The 19,336-nt window shown below is 64.7% G+C and carries 15 protein-coding genes and 2 pseudogenes; 8 read left to right on the forward strand and 9 right to left on the reverse strand.

What is annotated here, in order from left to right:
• The first annotated feature begins 1 nt into the window (after nucleotide 1).
• From FHS55_RS22025 to FHS55_RS22050, 6 genes and pseudogenes are all read left to right on the forward strand, one after another.
• Nucleotides 2-1,498 carry a tripartite tricarboxylate transporter permease gene (locus FHS55_RS22025; RefSeq protein WP_183192023.1) on the forward strand — a complete coding sequence of 499 codons (1,497 nt, stop codon included), beginning with the start codon at nucleotides 2-4 and terminating at the stop codon, nucleotides 1,496-1,498.
• 8 nt (nucleotides 1,499-1,506) lie between these two features.
• Entirely contained in the window at nucleotides 1,507-2,562 is a 1,056-nt protein-coding gene (locus tag FHS55_RS22030) for an Ldh family oxidoreductase (RefSeq protein ID WP_183192024.1), read from the forward strand.
• Nucleotides 2,563-2,573: 11 nt separating this feature from the next.
• A complete protein-coding gene (locus tag FHS55_RS22035; protein ID WP_183192025.1) occupies nucleotides 2,574-3,365 on the forward strand; it encodes a hydroxypyruvate isomerase family protein in 792 nt (263 codons plus the stop codon).
• A gap of 32 nt (nucleotides 3,366-3,397) precedes the next feature.
• A pseudogene (locus FHS55_RS22040) lies at nucleotides 3,398-4,012 on the forward strand (transposase); the annotation flags it as partial.
• Between the two features lie 178 nt (nucleotides 4,013-4,190).
• Nucleotides 4,191-5,660 (forward strand): annotated as a pseudogene (locus tag FHS55_RS22045) (IS1182 family transposase).
• A gap of 588 nt (nucleotides 5,661-6,248) precedes the next feature.
• Nucleotides 6,249-7,088: a recombinase zinc ribbon domain-containing protein gene (locus FHS55_RS22050; protein ID WP_246340386.1), complete on the forward strand. Its 840-nt coding sequence runs from the start codon at nucleotides 6,249-6,251 to the stop codon at nucleotides 7,086-7,088.
• 141 nt (nucleotides 7,089-7,229) lie between these two features.
• On the opposite strand, the gene FHS55_RS22055 is transcribed toward FHS55_RS22050, so the two are convergent.
• Nucleotides 7,230-8,744, reverse strand: a complete 1,515-nt coding sequence (locus tag FHS55_RS22055; RefSeq protein WP_183192026.1) for a malonate--CoA ligase — start codon at nucleotides 8,742-8,744, stop codon at nucleotides 7,230-7,232.
• Nucleotides 8,745-9,046: 302 nt separating this feature from the next.
• Between FHS55_RS22055 and FHS55_RS22060 the strand changes: the two genes are divergently transcribed.
• Nucleotides 9,047-10,261 (forward strand): CaiB/BaiF CoA transferase family protein, encoded by a 1,215-nt coding sequence (locus FHS55_RS22060; RefSeq protein ID WP_183192027.1) that lies wholly within the window; start codon nucleotides 9,047-9,049, stop codon nucleotides 10,259-10,261.
• 74 nt (nucleotides 10,262-10,335) lie between these two features.
• On the opposite strand, the gene FHS55_RS22065 is transcribed toward FHS55_RS22060, so the two are convergent.
• The 8 genes from FHS55_RS22065 to FHS55_RS22100 all read right to left on the reverse strand — a co-directional run bounded on the left by FHS55_RS22065 (nucleotide 10,336) and on the right by FHS55_RS22100 (nucleotide 17,879).
• Entirely contained in the window at nucleotides 10,336-11,139 is an 804-nt protein-coding gene (locus FHS55_RS22065) for an enoyl-CoA hydratase (RefSeq protein WP_210287124.1), read from the reverse strand.
• A gap of 19 nt (nucleotides 11,140-11,158) precedes the next feature.
• Complete coding sequence (locus tag FHS55_RS22070; protein ID WP_183192028.1) at nucleotides 11,159-12,241, reverse strand: ABC transporter ATP-binding protein; 1,083 nt, start codon at nucleotides 12,239-12,241, stop codon at nucleotides 11,159-11,161.
• Nucleotides 12,238-13,992, reverse strand: a complete 1,755-nt coding sequence (locus tag FHS55_RS22075; protein ID WP_183192029.1) for an ABC transporter permease — start codon at nucleotides 13,990-13,992, stop codon at nucleotides 12,238-12,240. The genes FHS55_RS22070 and FHS55_RS22075 overlap by 4 nt, the downstream gene beginning before the upstream one ends.
• Nucleotides 13,993-14,107: 115 nt before the next feature.
• A complete protein-coding gene (locus FHS55_RS22080; protein ID WP_210287125.1) occupies nucleotides 14,108-15,061 on the reverse strand; it encodes an extracellular solute-binding protein in 954 nt (317 codons plus the stop codon).
• A 125-nt stretch (nucleotides 15,062-15,186) separates the two neighbouring features.
• Nucleotides 15,187-15,942: an SDR family oxidoreductase gene (locus tag FHS55_RS22085; protein WP_183192031.1), complete on the reverse strand. Its 756-nt coding sequence runs from the start codon at nucleotides 15,940-15,942 to the stop codon at nucleotides 15,187-15,189.
• Nucleotides 15,939-16,391: a MaoC/PaaZ C-terminal domain-containing protein gene (locus FHS55_RS22090; protein ID WP_183192032.1), complete on the reverse strand. Its 453-nt coding sequence runs from the start codon at nucleotides 16,389-16,391 to the stop codon at nucleotides 15,939-15,941. The genes FHS55_RS22085 and FHS55_RS22090 overlap by 4 nt, the downstream gene beginning before the upstream one ends.
• Nucleotides 16,388-16,780, reverse strand: a complete 393-nt coding sequence (locus FHS55_RS22095) for a Zn-ribbon domain-containing OB-fold protein (RefSeq protein ID WP_210287126.1) — start codon at nucleotides 16,778-16,780, stop codon at nucleotides 16,388-16,390. Before FHS55_RS22095 ends, FHS55_RS22090 begins: the two co-directional genes overlap by 4 nt.
• Before the next feature lie 22 nt (nucleotides 16,781-16,802).
• A complete protein-coding gene (locus FHS55_RS22100) occupies nucleotides 16,803-17,879 on the reverse strand; it encodes a thiolase C-terminal domain-containing protein (RefSeq protein WP_210287127.1) in 1,077 nt (358 codons plus the stop codon).
• 278 nt (nucleotides 17,880-18,157) lie between these two features.
• Here FHS55_RS22100 and FHS55_RS22105 point away from each other — a divergent pair, with 278 nt between their 5' ends.
• Nucleotides 18,158-19,087 carry a LysR substrate-binding domain-containing protein gene (locus FHS55_RS22105; RefSeq protein WP_183192035.1) on the forward strand — a complete coding sequence of 310 codons (930 nt, stop codon included), beginning with the start codon at nucleotides 18,158-18,160 and terminating at the stop codon, nucleotides 19,085-19,087.
• The last annotated feature ends 249 nt before the right edge of the window (nucleotides 19,088-19,336 follow it).

Raw genomic sequence — 19,336 nt, forward strand, 5'->3', positions numbered from 1 at the left:
TATGGATACGCTCAGCGCCCTGCTCCACGGCTTCACCGTGGCGCTCACGCCTTACAACCTCATGTGGTCGGCAATCGGCGTGACGCTCGGCACCGCGATCGGCGTCCTGCCCGGCATCGGCCCGGCGCTCACCGTCGCGCTGCTGCTGCCGGTCACCTATAATCTCGACCCGACCAGCGCCTTCATCATGTTCGCCGGCATCTTTTACGGCGCAATGTATGGCGGATCGACCACGTCGATCCTGCTCAACACGCCCGGCGAGAGCGCGTCCATCGTCACCGCGCTCGACGGGCACGCTATGGCGCGCAAGGGACGCGGCGCTCAGGCGCTGGCGACAGCGGCGATCGGCTCCTTCGTCGCCGGCACAATCGCGACGGTCGCGCTGACCTTCGTCGCGCCGCTAATGGTGCGCATCGCACTCGCATTCGGACCGGCGGAATATTTCGCCCTCATGGTGCTGTCGCTGACCACGGTCACGGCGGTGCTGGGTGATTCCCTGCCGCGCGGGCTCGCCAGTCTGTTCTTCGGCCTCGCGCTCGGCCTCGTGGGCATCGACCTGCAGACCGGGCAAGCACGTTTCTCGCTCGGCGTACCGGAACTGCTCGACGGCATTGACGTGGTCGTGGTGGCGGTCGGCCTCTTCGCGGTCGGCGAGACGCTCTACAACGCCGCGCGGCATCGTTACGAGCCTGAGGAGATGTACGATCTCAAGGGCTCCAAATGGATGAGTAAGGAGGACTGGGCACGCTCGTGGAAGCCATGGCTGCGCGGCACGCTGATCGGCTTTCCCATCGGGGCGCTACCTGCGGGCGGTAGCGAAATCCCGACCTTCCTGTCCTATCTGACCGAAAAGCGGCTCTCCAAGCACCCCGAGGAGTTCGGCCACGGCGCGATTGAGGCCGTCGCCGGCCCGGAAGCGGCCAATAATGCCTCCGCAGCCGGCGTGCTGGCCCCTCTCCTGTCGCTTGGCCTGCCCACCTCCGCGACTGCGGCCATCATGCTCGCCGCGTTCCAGCAATATGGTTTGCAGCCCGGCCCGCTGCTGTTCGAGAACAATTCGAGCCTTGTCTGGGGCCTGATCGCCAGCCTCTATATCGGCAATGTGCTGCTGCTGGTGCTCAACCTGCCCATGGCTGGCGTGTGGGTGAAGCTGCTCGCGATCCCGCGCCCCTGGCTTTATGCCGGCATCCTCATCTTCGCGACCATGGGCGCCTACACGCTCAACAATAATCTAGTCGACCTCGTGATCCTCTGGGTCATCGGGCTGATCGGCTTCGGCATGCGTGTGCTCGATATCCCCGTCGCGCCCTGCATCGTCGGTCTGATCCTCGGCCCGATGGCGGAGCAGCAGTTCCGCCGGGCGCTGGCAATCAGCCAGGGTGATCTCTCGGTCTTCGTCACCCATCCGATCTCGCTGGGGCTGCTGCTGACCGGCCTTCTCCTCGTCGTCGTGCCAGTGCTACTGCGCCGGCGCCGGGCGAAATACACCACGGCTTGAGACCTGCCATGCCCAACTCCCACACCATCAAGGCCGGCGAGCTTCTCGACTTTTCGACGGCGATCTACATGGCGGCCGGCCTGAACCGGGCGGACGCCGAACTCTGCGCTGACACCTTGGTTCAAGCTGATCTCTGGGGCCACCAGTCCCACGGTGTGATGCGGCTGCCCTGGTATGTGGCGCGGCTGAGATCAGGCGTAGTGAAGACCCATGCCCGGCCGGAGCTTGTTGTCGATGCCGGCGCGATCGCCGTCGTCGATGGTCAGGACGCCATGGGCCAAGTTGTCACGGCTTTTGGCATGAAGGACGCGATCCGGCGCGCCAAACTTCACGGCGTCGGTGCTGTTGCCCTGCGCAATTCCAATCATTTCGGCACGGCGATGTACTTCACGCTTGAGGCAGCGCGAGCTGGCTGTGTCGGCTTCCTGTCGACCAATGCCAGCCCGGCCATGGCGCCATGGGGCGGGCGAGTGAAGACGGTAGGCACCAATCCATGGTCCTGGGCCGCCCCTGCCGGCCTGCACGCCCCGATGGTGCTCGACATCGCCAATACCGGGGTCGCGCGCGGCAAGATCTACCTCGCGCGGCAGAAGAAGCTGGCGATCCCGCAAGGGTGGGCCATCAACGCGGCCGGCGAGCCGACGACCGATCCCGAGGAGGCGCTCGGAGGCGTGACCCTGCCGATGGCCGAACATAAGGGCTATGCCATCGCGGTGATGATGGACATGCTCTCCGGCGTGCTCAGCGGCAGTGCGTTCGGCATCGGCGTCACCGGCCCGTATCAGGCGGAAAAGCGTGGCGGCACCGGCCATTTCATCATCGCGCTCAACATCGCGGCGTTCCAGTCGCTGGAGGCCTTCGGCGAACGCATGGAGCAGTTGATCGCCGAACTGAAAGCCGTGCCGCTGGCAAAGGGATATGACGAGATCGTCTATCCGGGCGAACTCGAAGCCCGCAACGACGAGCGCAACCGCCACGATGGCCTCAGCCTGCCGGACGACACGATGCGCGACCTTTCAAAGCTCGCCGAGGCGTTCGGCTGCGCATCGCAACTCCCGGCGTGAGGTGCAGTCACATGACAGCCCCGATCTACAGTGCGCATCTCGGCTACATGTTCACCGAGTACACGCTTGAGGAACGCTTCGCCGCGGCCGCGCGGGCGGGCTTCGCCCATATCGAGCATCCCGGTCCTTATGCATTGCCCGCCACGCAGGTGCGCGATCTGTGCGCCGCGCACAATCTCACTTTTGTTCAGATGGCCTTGCCGGTAGGCAACGCGACGCGCGGTGAGAAGGGCCTTGCTGCCCTGTCGTCTCGGGTGACGGATTTCCGTGCCAGCGTCGCTGTTGGCCTCCACTATGCCCAAGCCGCCGGCAGCGGCTATGTACATGTGATGTCGGGCGTCATCTCTGATCCAACACAACGCGACACCGCTTGGGTAACCTATATCGACAATCTCCGTTTCGCTTGCGCCGAAGCTGCGAAGGGCGGGATGACACTGCTGATCGAACCGATCGGTGTCGCCACTCTCGCCGACTACTTCATCGACCATCCGGACAAGGCATTGCGTGCGCTGGAGGAGGTGGAGGCGCCAAACCTCAAATTGCTTTTCGACGCGTTTCACGCAACCAATGCCGGTATCGACGCCCACATTTTTGTGAAACGGCATGCCGACAAGATCGCCCATGTGCACATTGCCGATCATCCGGGGCGCCATGAGCCGGGAACCGGTGCCTTCGACTTCCAGCAGTTCTTCTCGATCCTGAGTGACGTCGATTATCGTGGCTGCGTTGGACTCGAGTACATCCCGGCTTCTCACACGGAGAGCGGATTGCACTGGCGCGAAGCGTTTCTCTCAAAGCAATAGATTACCCCCCAAGGTCATTCTAAGCAGGGCTGCGGACGCAGGAGCGCTTCGGCCTCTGGCCGGCCCGGCTCGCCGCCGACAGCGCCTATGGTTCGGCCGAGAACCTCGTCTGGCTGGTGCATGAGCGCGGGATCGAGCCGCATATCCCGGTCGTCGACAAGTCCCCGCGCAGCGACGGCACCTTCAGCCGCTCCGACTTCGCCTACGATCACGCCCGCGATCTCTACATCTGCCCGGGCGGGAAGGAGCTGAGGCCGCAACAGAAGGACTATCGAACCGAGCGCCCGCTCGTCGATGAGAACGGCCTTATACGCTACCATGCCAGCAAGCTCGACTGCGACGCCTGCGCGCTGAAGCCGCAGCGCTGCCCAAACACCCCGGCCCGCAAGATCCTGCGCTCGAGCCACGAGGGCGTCCGCGACATGGCCAGGGACATCGCCGCGACCGACGCCTATGTCACCTCGCGGCGCGAGCGGAAGAAGGTCGAGATGCTGTTCGCTCACCTCAAGCGCATCCTGCGGCTCGACCGATTGTGACTACGCGGACCGAATGGCGCCAGAGACGAGTTCCACCTCGCCGCGGCAGCGCAGAACCTCAGGAAGCTCGCAAAGCGTCTGCCCAACGGGCCGCAGATCACGCCTGCATGAGAGGGCGAGCCTCAATAGGCCAAATCCGCCAAGCGGCAGTTGCGCTCAAATGGCCGACTTTAACGGTATCGGCGCAAAGGTGCCTACGTGCCGTTCTCGCTGATGTCCGCTTTTGGGCCGCGGCCGTTACCAGATCAATGGCCGAGATGGGGCGGAGGCTGTGTGAAAACCCCTGATTATGCTACATTTAGGCACTGCTTCGGCGGTGCCAGATGGGACGTTTGTCGAGGCTGCCGACCGTCATCAGGGAGCTTTCTGCCCGCTTGTTTGGAGGACTATGTCGATCCCGACAATCCGGTCCGCATCATCGATTCCTTTGTCGATGAACTCGATCTTGCCGAGCTCGGTTTTGCCCGCGTGCAGCCGGCATCGACCGGCAGGCCCGGCTACGCGCCACGCACGATGCTTAAGCTTTATGTCTATGGATACCTGCATCAGCTGACCTCGAGCCGGAAGCTGGAGCGCGAGGCGGGCCGCAACATCGAACTGATGTGGCTGACCGGCAAGCTGGCACCTGACTTCAAGACCATCGCCGACTTCCGTAGCGACAATGCCGGTGCCATCCAGATCGCGTGCCAGCGCTTCGTTGCCATCTGCCGTGCCCTTGGCCTGGTCGGTGGTGGCATGGTCGCGATCGACGGATCCCGACTGCGCGGTGAACACGCACGAGAAGAACTATACCAAGGGGACGCTGGCGCGGCGCAAGGCCCATGTCGAGGAGAGCATCGCGCGCTATCTCGCCGAGCTTGAGGAGACCGACAGGGCGGAGACCCGCCCGGCGACGCCGCGCATCGCGCACCTGACCGAGCGACTGGCGTCGCTGCGCGGGCGCCTTGGCGAACTCGAGGCGATCGGCCGGCAGCTGGAAGCCTCCCCCGATGAGCAGATATCGCTGACCGATCGGGATGCCCGCGCCATGGCAACCGGCAGCGATCATCGCGGCGTGGTCGGTTACAATGTTCAGGCGGCCGTCGATACCCGGCACCACATCGTCGTCGCCAATGCGGTGACCAACCGCGGTCATGACCGCTCGCATCTGCTCGAGATGGCCACAGTCGCCCAGGCCGAGACCGGCGCTGCCGAAATGATCGCCCTGGCAGATCGTGGATACTATGAGGGCGAGCAGATCCGCGCCTGCGTCGAAGCCGGCATCATCCCGATGGTGCCCAAGCCCAACACATCGCCGGCTCAGGCGCGCGGCTTCTTGGGCAAGGCTATGTTCGTGCATGAGCCGCAGACCGACACCTATCGCTGCCCCGCCGGTCAACAGCTGCAGAAACGCTTTGCCCGGGTGTAGGGCGGCAAGCTCATAAACGTCTACTTCAACCAGAAGGCCTGCGGCGCCTGCCCGTCGCGTCCTCTGTGCACGGCCGGCAAGGAGAAGCGCATCCGACGATGGGAGCACGAAGCGGTGCTCGATGCCATGGAGCGCAGGCTTCAAGCGATGCCCGAAGCCATGCCGGTCCGTCGCTGTACCGTCGAGCACGTCTTCGGCACCATAAAAGGATGGATGGGCGCCACCCACTTCCGAACGCGCGGCCTCAAGAACGTCTCCACTGAAGCCAGCCTGGCGATCCTAGCCTACAACATCAAGCGCGTCGTCGCCGTCGCCGGCGTGGCCTCGACCCTCAAAGCGATAACCGGGTGAACGGAGATAACGCGGGCCGTGGCAACAACCTGCGCGACGAGCCACAGTGAGTTCTCACACAGCCTCGGGCGCAAATCAGACGTCGCTGCAAGGGCAGTCGAACGCCAATGGGTCGTTGCCGCCAGACCGCTCCACCAAGCGTATTCCCGGGAAGACCTCCCGCGCCGCATCTGACAAGTATTTTTGCGCTGCTATACGCGGTCGTTCTGCGGCGTAGAATTGGCGCCTTGGCCAAGTGGGGGATGCCCGTGATCCTCCGCGCATGCGCCACTCGCGTCCGCTCAGTCCGAAGACAATATACAGTGTGGGCAGTGATGCTCCATCGCCAGCTTCGAGCTTGGCTGGCGCACCACTCTCAAAGATCCCGCACTGTGATGCGCGCGTCCTTCGGGATGCTGAGCAAAACCTTGCGCCCGCTGACTCCGTCGAGCGTGATTCCAAGGTCGTGCATGTCACCGACGACTGGCCGTCGAGCGTTCCGATCAGCTCTGACGAAATCGATGCGATCGAGGCGTTTCTCAGACGGGAGATTGATGCGCTGCTGAGGTGACGATGCTGCCGAAGGGACCTGAGGGAGGCGATTGGGCCATGAACGTAGCCTTGCCGATCACCCGCCGGGCCGCCCTCTATCTCCGCGTTTCCACCACACGGCAGGCCGACGTTGACCTGTCCATCCCCGATCAGCGCCTCCAGACCGCCGCCTATTGCGCCTGTTGCGGCAGCGCCATGACGCTGCGCACCGGCACCTCGAAGAGCGGCAGGGTCAATCGCTATTACAGCTGCTCGACCTCCGGCCGGGTCGACAAATCCGCCTGCAAGGGACGAACGGTGCCGATGGACAAGCTCGACCATCTGGTCACACGCCATGTGGCCGAACGCGTGCTGATGCCCGAGCGGCTGGAGGCGCTGCTACAGTCCGTCATTGACCGGCGAGTGCAAACCGATGCCGAGGTTCAGGCGCGGATCGATGAACTCTCGCGCGAGAGGACGACAGCGGAAGACAAGCTCCGGCGGCTCTACCAGCTTGTCGCCGACGGCATCACTGAGCCCGACGAGATGCTCAAGGAGCAGATTGCCAAGCTCAAGGCAGATCGGGACCGTGCACATTCGGCGCTGGAGCGGATCGAGAATCAGGGTGCCGCCGCAAGCCGGCTCGATCCGGACAAGCTCGCCCGCTTCGGGCAGCTCATGCGCTCAAACATCACGGAGGGCGAGGTACCGTTCCGCAAAGCCTATCTGCGCTCGCTTATCGACGCCGTGGAAGTAGACCAGCACGTGGTGCGCATCCACGGGTCAAGGGCGCTGCTGGAGAGAGCCGTACTCGCCGACCGCGCCACCCAGCCGGGTGTTCGCGGTCTTGTACAGAAGTGGCGCGCCGAACAGAGTGGAACTACGAACACCTATGTTGTTGAGTTCGAATGGTTTTAGTAGATCTTGGAAGTGCGGGCGATTTTCGTGACGCACGCCACGGCCGCAGCTTCTACATCGCCGGCAACGAGTCTAATAGACGTCAGGATAGCGAAATAGGCTGGCACAAACAGCATCAACATACGCCGACTTCGCCCGCCCCTACCCGCCGTAAAGCCCCTGGTACTGGTCGCGCAGCAGGTTCTTCTGCACCTTGCCCATGGTGTTGCGCGGCAGGTCGTCGACGAAGATGACGCGCTTGGGGAACTTGTAGCGGGCGAGCCGGCCCTCCAGCGCGTCGATGACGGATGCCTCGTCCAGCGTCGCCTCGGGGCGGGCGACCACCACCGCCGTCACCCCCTCGCCGAAATCGGGATGGGGAATCCCGATCACCGCGCTCTCGATGACGCCGGGCAGGGCGTCGATCTCGCCCTCGATCTCCTTGGGGTAGACGTTGTAGCCGCCCGAGATGACGAGGTCCTTGCCGCGCCCGACGATCTGCACATAGCCGTCCGGCACGGTGAGGCCGAGGTCGCCGGTGACGAACCAGCCGTCGTGGAATTCGGCCGCCGTCTTCTCGGGTAGGCGCCAGTAACCCTTGAAGACGTTCGGGCCCTTCACCTCGATCATGCCGATCTCGCCGGCGCCGAGCGCCTCGCCGCTCTCGGGGGAGACGACGCGCAGTTCCACCCCCGGCAGGGGAAAGCCCACCGTGCCGGCGATCCGCTCGCCATCATAGGGGTTGGAGGTGTTCATGCCGGTCTCGGTCATGCCGTAGCGCTCGAGGATGGCGTGGCCCGTGCGGGCGCGCCATTCCCGGTGCGTCTCGGCCAGCAGCGGCGCCGAGCCGGAGATGAATAGCCGCATGCCGGCCGCCGCCTCGGGCGTGAGGTTCGGCGATTTCAGCAGCCGGACATAGAAGGTCGGCACGCCCATCAGGACGCTCGCCCGGTCCATAAGGCCGAGGATCAGTTCCGGATCGAATTTCGGCAGGAAGATCATCGACGATCCCGCGGCCAGCGTGACGTTGATGGCGACGAACAGGCCGTGCGTGTGGAAGATCGGCAGAGCGTGGATCAGCACGTCGTCGAGCGTGAAGCGCCAAGTGTCGACCAGCGCCAGCGCGTTGGAGGCCAGGTTGTCGTGGGTGAGCATCGCCCCCTTGGAACGGCCGGTGGTGCCGGAGGTGTAGAGCAGCGCGGCGAGGTCGTCCGGCCCGCGCGGCACATCCGCGAAGGTCGCCGACGCCGCGTCGGCCGCCGCACTCAGCGTGCCCTTGCCCGCGCCATCGAGGGTGAGGAGGCGGGCGACGCCCTGCGCCGCGGCGATGGGCGCCAGCGCCGCCTCCTGCGCTGGGTCGCAGACGAACACCGCCGGCCGTGCGTCCCCGAGGAAATACTCCACCTCCGGCGCCGTATAGGCGGTGTTCAGCGGCAGGAACACGCCGCCGGCGCGCACCGTGCCGAGATAGGCGAAGATCGCCTCGACGCTCTTTTCCACCTGCAGCGCCACCCGGTCGCCGGGCCTGAGGCCCATCGCCACCAGCGCATCGGCGTACTGCGCCGAACGCCGCTCGGTATCCGCATAGGTGAGGACGGTGCCGTCCGGCGTCTCGATAAACGCGCGGCCGCCCTCCGGCTGGCGGGCGCGGAAAGTGTCGAACAGGTGGTTGGTCATGGGTCGCAACATCCGGAAGACAGGCGGCCAGATTACCGGCCTCAGAAAGAACCGACCATCAGCTTCTGTCTGCGCCATTGATTGTCGTAATGCACAAATGCTCCGCGCCCGCGGATACCATTGTGATGCTCAATTTATGGTTCACTGCGTGACATCGGCGCCCACCCTGCTCACTGGTGCATCCTATGCACGCAACGCGGGCGAAATAGCTGATTGTCCACCTATCGGCATTTGATGAAGGTTGGGCTTCAAGCGCCGCACGCAGCACAGCGCGCGGCGGCGGTTCGAGGAGTCCTACCTTCATGAGCGCAGACGCCACGTCTCCCGCAGACAAAGGGGCGTCCGGTCCCCTGTCCGGCCTTCGCGTGATCGATGCCACGCATATGCTGGCCGGGCCCTATTGCACATGGCTGCTGGGCGCTCTCGGCGCTGACGTGGTCAAGATCGAGCGGCGGGGCGCGGGTGACTTCACGCGCATCATCGCTCCCTTCAAGGACGAGAAGAGCATCTATTTCATGAGCGTGAACCGCAACAAGCGCAGTCTCACGCTCGACCTCAAGCATCCTCGCGGCAAGGCGGTGATGACGCGTCTGCTCACGGGCGCCGATGTGTTCGTCGAGAACAACCGTGCCGGCGTCATGGACCGCCTCGGCTTTGGCTATGAGACGGTGGCGGCGTTCAACCCACAGCTGGTCTATGCGTCGATCTCCGGTTTCGGCCAGACCGGCCCGTATCGGCACAAGCCCTCCTTCGACGCCATCGCGCAGGCCCTTTCCGGCATGATGAGCATCACCGGCGAAGAGGCGGGCCCCCCGGCACGGGTAGGCGCCTCCATCGGCGACATCGGCTCCAGCCTGTTCGCCACGATCGGCGTGCTCTCCGCTCTGCAGCAGCGCGAGCGCACCGGGCGCGGTACCTTCGTCGATGTCGCCATGCTCGACTGCCAGTTGGCGCTGATGGAGAATGCGATCGCACGCTTCCTGAATGCCGGCGAAACGCCCCGGCGACTGGGCAGCCGTCATCCCCTCATTGCTCCGTTTCAGGCCTTCGCGACGGCCGACGAGCCGATCGCGGTCTGCGTCGACACTGCTGAGCAGTGGGAGCGGCTTTGCGGCGCGCTGGAGCGGCCGAACCTTATGGCCGATCCGCGTTTCCCCACCGGTTCGGTACGCGCCGACCGGCATGCCGAGCTCGAACCGATCCTTGCCGAACTGTTCCGCGCACGCGGTCGCGGCGAGTGGCTGGCGATTCTCGACGAGGCCGACGTGCCGGCCAGCGCCATCAATTCCGTGCCCAAGGCGCTGCAGGATCCTCAGGTAGTCTCGCGCAACATGGTCAAGGAGGTTCCCGCCGGCTCGGGGCTGCGCTTCGTCTCCGTGCCGATCCAGATGCCGCACACGCCGCTTCCCGACGAGAAGGCGCCTCCGGCGCTGGGCGAGCACAGCGAGGAAATCCTCGCCGATTTCGGTTTCTCGCCGGAAGAGATCGACGCTCTCCGTGCCGAAGCGGTGATCTGAGCGGTGCGGGATGCGCCCGCCATCCTGCTTAAAAACGCCGAAACCGAGCGGCCAAGTGGTAGGCCGCTGTGCCCTCAGCGGCCCTGCCAGACCGGGGTGCGCTTGCCCAGAAAGGCGGCGATCGCCTCCTGCATGTCCTGCGAGCCGTAGCAGGCGGCCAGCAGGTCGTCGTCGGCATCGGCGGGCACGCCATGGTCGCGCAGGCGCAGCAGCGCCTGCCGCGTCGCCCAGAGCGTGAGCGGGGCGAGCTGGGTCAGCGCCTCCGCAACCTCTTGCGCCTTTGCGTCGATCTCGTCATCGCCCACCACCGTGCGGATCGCTCGAACCGCAAGCAGGTCCTCGGCACCAAGCAGTTTGGCGCTGAAGATCATCTCGCGGGTCATGGCGGTGCTGGTCATGGCGATGAGGCGCGCATAATTGGCAAGGCTGAGGCAGTTGCCAACGGTGCGTGCGATGGGGAAGCCGAAGCGCAGCGACGATGCGGCGATCCGTACATCACAGGCTGAGGCGAGGAGCGCGCCCTGGCCGACGCAGGCGCCGGCCATCGCGGCGACGGTGGGAACCCGCAACTGCTCGATGGCGACGATCAGGCGCTCCGCCTCGCGCTCCAGTGCGACGGCAGCCACGGGATCCGCCGCCTCACTCAGCGCGCCCATGTCTGCGCCTGCCATGAAGGCCGGCTTTTCGCCGCGCATGCCGGTGAACACCACGGCCCGGACCGTGTCGTCATCGGCGATCTCCGCGAGCGCGGCAACGAGTTCATTCTCCATGCGCGCCGACATCGCGTTGCGTACGCGCGGCCGGTTGAAGACGAGCCATTCGACGGCTCCTTCGCGCCGACGGGCGAGATGGGGCGTATCCATGTCTTGAGAGGTCATCGGGACGTCCTAAAGGGGTCTAGCTCGCCGGTGCGTCGTCGGGTGCCGCGAAGATCTGGCAGTGCTCCGGGGGCAGATGCACAAGGACGGGCTCCCCTGGCTGAGGGCGAAGATGCGGACTGACAAAGGCCCGCAGCGTCGTGTTCGGCGCGATCTCGACAAGCACATCGCGATACTCGCCGAGATAGGCCGAGCGATGCACCACGCCGTTCAGATTGTTGGTGGCCCCACCGGCCTCGCCCAGCCTGACGCGCGAGGGACGGATGCAGAGCACCGCCTTCCTGCCGGGGCCGGATAGTCCGCTGCGATCCTGCGCGTGAAGGAGCGTGTCCGCGACACTCAGCTGGCCCGGAGCTTCGTGTCGCCCCGGGATCTCGTTGTTGCTGCCGATGAACGAGGCGACAAAGGCATTGCTCGGCCGCTCGAAAATGTCCTCAGGCGAGCCCAGCTGCTGCACGATGCCGCCCTTCATCACCGCTACCTCGTCGGCCGTGACCAGAGCCTCGCCCTGGTCATGGGTGACGTAGACCGTTGTGATGCCGAGTTCGTCGTGCACGCGTCGGATTTCGAAGCGCATTTCCTCGCGCAAATGGGCGTCGAGGTTGGACAAAGGCTCGTCGAGCAGTAGGATCCGCGGCTCCACGGCCAGCGCCCGCGCCAGCGCGACGCGCTGCTGCTGTCCGCCGGAAAGCTCGAAGGGATAGCGATCGCGCAGCGGCGTAAGACGCACGGCTTCTAGCGCCCGGGAGAGCCGCGCCTCAAGCTCGGCACGGGCCAGCTTTCGCAGCTGCAGCCCGAAGGCGACATTCTCCGCGACGGTCTTGTGCGGCCAGACGGCGTAGTTCTGAAAAACCAGCGAGATGCCCCGCCGCTCGGGGGGAACAACGCGCTGCGGGCTGGAGATGAGTTCCCCGCCGGCGCGGATCTCGCCGCCGCTCGGCGTGTCGAAGCCGGCCAGCAGTTGCAGTGTCGTCGACTTGCCGCATCCCGAAGGCCCCAGCAGCGCCAGCAGGGCGCCATCGGGAATATGCAGGTCGATGGACTGGAGGGCCTGGTAGGCACCGTAAGACTTGGAAAGTTGGCGAATGTCGATATCGCTCATGGGGCAGCTCCGAGGCTGGCCGCGTTGCGGCGGCGATAGGCGGCGCCCTCGGTGACGAAACGCGCGAGAAGGACGACGATGAGCGTGGCGAACAGGAGCAGGGCGCTGGCGGCGCAGACGGCCTCGTAATTGCCCCCGTCCTTGTAGTTGTAGATCAAGGTCGTCATGACATTGGTTCGGGGCGAGACGAGGAAGATCGCCACCGACAATTCCCGCATGATCGGGATGAAGACCAGCAGCCAGCCCGCGACGAGCCCGCCACGCATCAGCGGCGCGGTGATGGAGGCGAAGGTGCGGGCCTCTGTGGCGCCGACGCTGCGCGCCGCGCGTTCGAGATCGGGGCTGATGCCTTTGAGGATCGACCCGGCCTGCGAATAGGCGATCGGCAGGAACGTCGCCACGAAGGCCGCAATGATGATGGTGGCCGTGCCGTAGAGGTTCAGCGGCTGCCGCGTATAGGCGGAGAAGAAACCGACCGACAGCACGATGCCGGGAATGATGATCGGGATGGTGACGAGCGCGGCGATCAGGCCAGCGCCGCGGAGGAGCTTCCGCTCGACGATGTAGGCGACCAGAATGCCGATGATCATGCAGAAGCTGGCGGCGATCCCGGCATAGAGCAGGCTGTTGACGATGGCGCGCTGGGTTTCGGCATTCTCGAAGATCGCCCAGCGATACCAATGCAGCGTGAGATTGGAGGGGATGGGCCCGAGCCCCCATGCCCGGCTCAGCGACACCAGCACGATGGCGATATAGGGCAGCACGACCGCTGTGATCGGGACGATCAGGGCAAAGGCGAGCGCCGGCAGGCGCCAGCCTTTCAGCCGGATCTTCCGCCCGGCTCGCCCCTTGCCGCCCACGGTGGTGAACTGCCGCCGGCCGAGAATGCGGCGCCTGGCGTAGAACAGCATGCCGGTGATCGCGATCAGCGGCATGCAATAGGCGGCAGACATGTAGAGCGCGGGCGGGAAGAGCTGGTAGAACTCGGCCAGCTTGGTGGTGACCACCAGTGTGCCACTCGGCGTCAGCAGGAAGGCCGGCACTCCGAACAGGGTCATGCCCTGGATGAAGGAGAGGATAAAGCCTACCAGCACGGCCGGCATGACCAGCGGAATGGTGACCGAAAACATGGTCTTTACGACGCCGGAACCCAGGGTCGTGGCCGCGTCTTCGAGTTCGACGGGCATTTCCTCCAGCGCGCTGGAGACCAGTGTGAAGGTGTAGGGCACGGTAAAGATCGAGCAGACGAAAATGGTGCCGATCATCGAATAGATGTTCAGCAGCGGCCAATCCGCACCGCTCAGCGCCCGCCAGCCGACATTGAGCCAGCCCGAATTGGGTGCGGCGAGGAGAATCCAGCCAAGGGCGCCGATGAAGGAGGGGGTGACAAAGGCCGCCATGGTCAAGAGGTGGATGAATCCGCGCATGGGCATATCGGTGCGGGCGACCAGCCATGCCAACGGTACGCCCAGCAGCGTCGAGATGACGGCGACCGCCGTTGCCAGCAGCAGCGAATTGAACAGCGGTACCCACCGCGATGTGGAGGCGAAGATCTGCACATAGTTGCGCAGGGTCCATTGGCCTGTGTCATCGTCATGGAAACTGTTGAACACGATCCAGCCGAGCGGCTGGACAATCAGCAGCGCCAGCACCGCAAGCAGGATGACAAGCACGATCAACCGGAACGCATGGTGGCGCCGATAGCCGACCGAGGCGGAACGCGCCGCGCTCACCGAGGGTGATGAGGCCATGGGTACATTTCCAGTTTCATCAAAATGGCAGCGTACCGCCGTAACATGAGCCAATCCGAGGTGGATACCGGTCCGGCGACATGAAGGGCGTCGGACCGGAGCGACCGGCTGGATGTCAGCCGACGATTTCCTTCCACTTGGCAATGCCTTCCGCCACTTCGGCGGCCAGATTGTCCACCGGGTTGCGGTACCACTTGATCGATTCGAGCGTACGCCCCTCGGCCCAGGGAACATCGGTGCGCAGGGTCGGCCAGAAATTCTTGGCGAGGATGTTCGACACTTCCACCGAATACAGGAAGTCGGTGAAGAGCTTGCCGGCATTGGGGTGCGGCGCCTTGGTGGGAACCGCGGTCAGGCCGAGATTGAGGATCGCGTCATCGGATGGAACCGTGACGCCGATCGGGTTGCCCGCCGCCTGCTGGGTCAGCGAGTAGCTGAACGGCGCGGCGGAACCCACCTTGCGCTCACCGGAGAGAATGTCGGTCACCGTGTCGACATTCGATTGGCCGACCTTCGGCTTCTGCTTGGTGAAGGCCCGGAGGAAGTCGTCGCCGTACTTCTTGCGGATGGCGACGACCCAGCTCGCTACATCGCCGGAGAAGGCCGGGCTGCCGGTGGTGATCTGGTTGGCCCATGGTGCGTCGAGCAGCGCGGTCCAGGAGGTCGGGGGGGCGTTGACCGAGGTGGACTGGTTGATCGTGGTCAGGCTGATGGCACCGACATGATAGGTGTTCTCAGGGTCGATGCTGCGGAACGCCTCCGGCACCATGTCGATATTGGTGGGCTTGAACGGCTGGATGGCGCCGAGCTTCTGCAGGTCCTTGTAATGCAGCAGGTTCGTCGTGCCGATCGAGTCGCACTGCACGGCGTCGTTCTGGATTTCGAGGCGCAGGCGCGTGAAGATCGTCTGCGACGCCTGGCGCAGCAGGCTTACCTCGATGCCGGGGTACTTCGCCTTGAAGGCATCGCGGATCTCTTCGATAGTCTTCTGCTCGTAGGAGCCCCAGTACAGATTGAGGGCGCCCTCCTTTTTCGCGGCCGCGTACAGCGCATCGTCCGCGGCGCTCACGGGAGAGATCCGGAGTGCCGAGGCGGCCAAGCTGGCGGCGCCACCCATCAACACGTGTCGTCTGCTAAAAGCTGCCATCAGTCGGTTCCCCTCATTGTTGTGAACCAAGCGTCTCTGGAAGGCGGTCAGTAGTCTCCCGTGGTCGCGCCGCCATCGACGACGATCACCTGCCCGGTGACGTAGCTGGCGTCATCGGAGGCGAGAAAGGCCGCGACGGAGGCAATCTCGGAAGGTTGCGCGGTCCGGCCCAGCGGCATCTTTGCGATCCAGCTATCGCGCAGATCCTGCGGCACGTCCTTCAAGATCGCGGTTTCGACGATACCGGGGGCGATGGCGTTGGCGATGATGCCGCGCCGCGCGCCTTCCAGCGCCACGGTCCGGGTCAGGCCAACGATGCCGGCCTTGGCGGCGGCATAGTTCGATTGGCCGAACGCTCCGAAAATGGCGGTCGACGAGGTGTTGATGATGCGGCCCCAGCCCCTCTTGCCGACAAGCGAAAAAGCGGCCTGGCAGCCGAGCCAGGTGCCGCGCAGGCTGATGTCGATGACCCGGTTCCATTCGTCATCCGTCATCTTCGGCAGCGAGCGGTCCCGCACGATGCCCGCGACATTTGCCACGATATCAACGCCAGCAAACGCCAGCGGCAGCGCGGCCATGGCGCTTTCCCAACTCGCGCGGTTGGCGACGTCCAGCGCCAGCGCGCAGGCCTCATGGCCCTGCGCCGCCAGATGCTCGGCGCGGGCGACGGCCTGATCGAGCACGAGGTCGGTCACGACGACCCGCGCTCCCTCGGCGGCGAGGCGTTCGCAGATCGCGCTGCCGATACCCCCGGCGCCGCCGGTCACCAGCGCGACATGTCCTTCGAGACGCTGCGATGTCACGGCGCTTTCTCCTGCTCGCCGGGCCCGATGAGGAAAACGTCTTCGCCTTCCTGAAGCGGCTCGCCGCTCTGGTTCTTGAGCGTCAGGGCGATGCGCACGATTCCAGCGCCCAGCCGCGATCGGCTGGGGCGCGCCTCCAGCACATTGGCCTCGTAGTGCAGCGTGTCGCCGACGAAGATGGGGGCCACGAAGCGGCGCCGGGTTTCCAGAAACGCCTCGATCGCCCATTCGTCGATGGGCGAGCGCAGGCCGGTGCTCAGCGCATGGCCGAGCATGCCGTGGGCGACGCGCTTGCCGAAGCCATGCGCTGCGGCGAATTCGGTATCCATGTGCAGCGGGTTGAAATCGCCCGTCAGCCCAGCGAACTGGACGATATGCGCCTCGGTGATCGTCACCCGGGCCGATTTCAGGTGCTGGCCGACCTCAATGGCGGCGAAGGCAACGGTCATGGACGTTCCTCCCTGATGCGGAACAGCGGCAGATCCGGCGTTCCCGCGACGGTGCCGAAGAACACCTCGACCGGCATTCCCACGCGGATGTCGGCACCCGGCTCCGCTTCCAGGCGCGAGAGCACGAGCACTCCCTCCTCGAGCATCACCAGAACGCAGGTGTAGGGCGTCTCGAACGCGCTCATGCCGCGCTGGATGGTCGTGAACGAGAAGATGGTGCCGTGCCCGCTCGCCTCGACCCATTCCGGCGAAGCGCCGACGGCATGGATGGAATGGGCGCGCGGATACCATTGATGTTTGCCGGTAACCGGGCAACGTTGGATCATCAGCCGTCCCGCGCGTACGCCCTCCCAGAAGGGATCGGACGTCACATCGGTCACAGGAGACATGCCCTTCGTCATCGCTGCGGCCTCAAACCGTGAGAATGGCGGTGGCAGCGGCGCAGAAGGTGCCCCCCAGCCCATGGACCAGAGCCACCTCGGCATCGGGAACCTGCAGGCCCGGTCCTTCGCCCCGCAGCTGCCGCACCCCTTCGATGAGCGTGAAGATGCCGCGCTTGCCGGGGTGGTTCGAGGACAGCCCGCCACCGTCGGTATTGGTCGGAAGACGCCCGCCGAGCGTCAGATGCCCGTCATCGACGAAGCCGCCGCTTTCGCCGCGCCCGCAGAAGCCCAGATCCTCCAGCGCGAGCATCGGGGTGATGGTGAAGGCGTCGTAGATCTGCGCGACGTCGATATCGTCGTGCCCGATGCCGGCCATGGCGAAGGCGCGCGGCCCCGAGATGGTCGCCGGCGTCGAAAGATCGTGTGCGATCTGGCTGAGCTGGGTACGGGCCGCCGCGCTTCCGTAGCCGGAGAGATGAACCGGACGGCGGCGGCAATCCTTTGCGCGTTCCGCGCTGGTCATCACGATGGCGCCGCCGCCATCGGTGACGACGCAGCAATCGAGCTTGCGCAAGGGGGATGCGATCGGCGTGGACGCCAGCACATCGTCGATGGTGATCGGCGCGGTGAAGCGGGCATGGGGATTGTTGGCCGCATGCTGGCGAAAGGTGACCGCGACCTTGGCAAGCTGCTCGGATGTCGTACCGTAAAGCCCCATGTGGCGCTGGGCAAACATCGCATAAGTCGAGATCAGCGTCGGGCCATAGGGCAGCTCGAACTGGCCCGGGCCCGCCGGCAGCACAAAGGGATCGAAGGACGGGGTGTCGAGCGGCCACCAGCGCGGGCAGGCGGCATAGCTGATGACCACCACATCCGCGAGGCCGGCCGTGATCGCCGCCGCCGCATGGCCGGCATGGACGATGTAGGAACAGCCGCCGACATCGGTGCTGTCGAAGAACGTCGGCGTGATGCCCGCATATTCGGCGAACTCGGTGAGGCTGCTGACGCCGCCACCTTCCGCCCAGTCACTGGCGGCCACGCAGAGCCCGTCCACCTCGGAGAGCGCGATGCCGGCGTCGTCCAGCGCCCCGGCGATGCATTCCATCTGAAGCGCAAAGGGGTGAAGGCGCGGCGCCTGCCGGCGTGGCGACTCATATGCACCGACGATTGACGCTTTGCCCGAGATGCTGGCCACGCGAGATTTCCCATCTGTCCTGCCATCGAGCCTAGGTCGTTTCACCCCTCCGACAAGCAGTTTGAAGCCTGCCCATTGGTGCATCCCGCGCATCTGTCACCGACTTGACGAGCGTCGGGCCACACGTGTCATCTAAGGCGCGACGTGAGGGGGAACGCCATGGTTCATCGTTGCAGGAGTTGCTGCCCATGCCTGAGACCTTCCATCGCCGCCTGCCGCCTCTTCTGGCGTTACGTGCATTTGAGACATTCGGCCGGAACGGAACGGTGAGAGGCGCCGCAGACGAACTCGCTGTGTCGCACACGGTGGTTTCGCGTCATATCCAGAACCTTGAAGCGGCGATCGGCGTGAAGCTTGTTCAGAAGTCCGGGCGCGGCCTCAGCCTCACCCGAGAGGGCAAGCGCTATTCCGGGCAGCTCAGCCGCGCGCTGGACCTGATTGCCAGCGCTACGGGCGAGCTGTGGGGAGGCAGCAGCGATGCACTCCATATCTGTTGCATGGCAGGGCTTGCCTCGCGACGGCTGCTGGCGCGACTGCCGGAAATCGAGCGTTTTCTCGGCGGCCGCGAGATCATTCTCCAGCCGATTTCCGCAAGACCAGACTTCAGCAAGGGGGAGGTCGATGCCGAGATAAATTACCTCGAATATCCCAATTTTCCGCCGGACCTGCGCGGGGAAATCGTCTACCGGCCCCGCATCCTCGCAGTTACGAGCCAGGCGTTCAACGAGGCTCACCGGCACATCCGCACAGCGAGCGATCTGGTGAAGCTGCCGCTCCTCCACGAGCGTTCGATGCGGCAGTGGGAAAACTGGCTGGAGCATGCCGGGGTCGTCAGCGTTCCCCCACTGAAGGGGCCAAAGCTGTGGCACGGGCATCTCGCCGTGGAGGCGGCAAGGCTGGGGCAAGGCGTGGCTCTGGTGAGCGATCTCATGGCCGGGGAGTTGCTCACGACCGGCGAGTTGGTCGAGGTATGCCGGGCCGATGTCCGGCTGGGCGCTTACTATTTCATCGCACCAGCCCGCCGATGGAATGACCCTGCCATCTCGGCACTACGCGACTGGCTTCACGGCTTTGTCCGGCAGTGCATGGTTGAACCTGTTGCTACACCCTCACGTTGAGCGAATGGTTGTCGCCGCGAGGTGCCTGGACCAAATCCGCAGTGCCGCCGACAAATTTACAAATGTCCATAACGTGTGATTGCAAATATGCAGGCATCTGGATATTATAGTCTCGATACCGATAGCAACAAGAATGATCTAACTGTATTTATATCAAGATGTAAGCATAATTTCTGAACGTTACTGAAATTTATGTCGACTTTCCCGTATCAAGAGGCCCGCTGGGCATCCTAGCGTGCAAAAGGGATG

Origin of the sequence: Ancylobacter tetraedralis (assembly GCF_014195655.1) — a bacterium.
GTDB lineage: Bacteria > Pseudomonadota > Alphaproteobacteria > Rhizobiales > Xanthobacteraceae > Ancylobacter > Ancylobacter tetraedralis.